Source organism: Streptomyces sp. NPDC054840 (assembly GCF_053611065.1).
Genome location: NZ_JBSGZP010001022.1, coordinates 1 through 1,805 on the forward strand (window position 1 = coordinate 1; position 1,805 = coordinate 1,805).

The window sequence follows — 1,805 nt, forward strand, 5'->3', positions numbered from 1 at the left end:
GGCGAGGCCGCGGAAACGGCCTGGGCGGGTGCCCGTGACGCGGCGGCGACCCACCCCGCCCGCTGGGTGGCGGTCGCCTGCGCGGTACGGGACCGGGCACTCGCCCACCCCCACGAGTACGCGCTGATCTACGGCTCGCCCGTGCCCGGCTACCACGCGCCGCAGGACACCGTCCCGTCGGCCTCGCGCACCCCCGCGGTCCTCGCCGGCATCGTGCGCTCCGCGCTGGAGGCCGGTGAACTCACCCCGCCCCGGCGGGCGGTGCCCGGTCCGCCGCTGCTCCTGCCGGAGGCCGTGCAGCTCTTCGGCGGCGCGCCCGAGGCTCCGTTCTCGGACGTCGTCGAGCGCGGCATCGTCCTGTGGAGCAGTCTGATCGGCCTCCTGGTGTTCCAGGTCTTCAGCCGCACCCACGACAGCGTCCGGGACGAGGCGGCGTTCTTCGACTACGCCATCGCCGTGGCCGCCGAGAGCATCGGCCTCCAGGTCCCCCTGGCCGAACCCACCGACTGACCCGTCCGCCGCCCCATCGGCACCGGCAGAAAACCAGGACGTGAACACCACCAGAACCCTTTGCTTCGTCATAGCGTCGCTCTCGTCGTACGCTGCGCTCGTCTACCGGCTGTGCCAGGCGCGGCGCAGTTGGAAGGACGGCGCGTACCGCACGCTGATCGCCACTCTGCTGCTCCAGTGCCTCACCTTCACCATGGGGGCCTTGGCCATGGGGGGCGCGCCCCTCCTGGGAGTCGGTAACCTCCCCGTGCTCCTCATGCACCTGTCGGCGGTCGCCTTCTGCGTCAGCGCGCAGATCATCCTGTTGCGGTGGGCCGCCGCGGACGAGGAGGCCGTACGCAAGACCCGCTACTGGCTGATCACCGGTATCGCCCTCGACCTGCTGCTGGCGGCGCTGTTCTTCCTCGCCGACGGCACCGGCCGGCCGGCCTCGGACTTCGACGGCACCAGCGAGCCGCTGCTGCTCACCTATCTCCTGGCGTTCATCGTCTCCCAGGCCATTCCGTGCGTCACGATCTACCTCCAGTGCGGTCCGTACGCGCGGATGACGGACAACGCCTCACTGCGCCAGGCCCTGCGGCTGCTCTCGGTGACCGCCGTGGTCCTGTTCCTCTACTGCCTGGCCAGGACGGTCAACATCCTCACGGCGGCGTTCGGGGTCGACATCGGCGTCTGGAAGGTCGCCGCCTCGGTCTTCAGCGCCGCGGGCATCGTCATGCTCTCGCTCAGCCTGACCAACTCCTCCTGGGGCCCGGCCGCGACCCGGCTGCTGGAGTGGGCCCGCACGTACCGGTCGTACCGGGCGCTCTACCCGCTCTGGCGGGACCTCTACGAGTCCTCCCCGGACATCGCCCTGGAGCCACCCGGCGCCGCGGTGTCCGACCTCGGCTACCGGCTGCACCGCCGGGTCGTCGAAATACGGGACGGGTGGCGGGACTTGCGTCCGTACATCGACCGGACCGCCGGCGAGGGGTGCGATCCGGCCAAGGAGGCGAGCGCGGAATCCCGGCAGGCCTTCACCGAAGCTGCACAGATCAAGCGCGCCTTGCAGGCAAAACTGACCGACACGGTCCCCCAGAACAACAAGGACGCGGGCGACTTCGACGACCGCGATACGAACAACTTCGCGGCAGAGCTCGCATGGCTCACCCAAGTGGCAGCCGCCTACAGTAAGCTCGGCAAGGCGAGTTGAGAACTCCCGCCCGGTTTGCATCCCCCGTCAAACCGGGCGGGTATCCCGTTTCCCCCGCTGCTTGCGGCCGGACGGGTGGCTCCCGCCCGGACTGGCCCGGCCC

General features: G+C 70.6%; 2 protein-coding genes. Both read left to right on the top strand.

All coding sequences use genetic code 11. The features are described from left to right. Positions 1–510 (top strand): TetR-like C-terminal domain-containing protein (locus ACWGIU_RS37080; protein ID WP_453712461.1); only part of this gene is annotated, 510 nt, incomplete at its 5' end. 40 nt (positions 511–550) lie between these two features. Then, positions 551–1,702, top strand: a complete 1,152-nt coding sequence (locus ACWGIU_RS37085; protein WP_453712462.1) for an MAB_1171c family putative transporter — start codon at positions 551–553, stop codon at positions 1,700–1,702. The last annotated feature ends 103 nt before the right edge of the window (positions 1,703–1,805 follow it).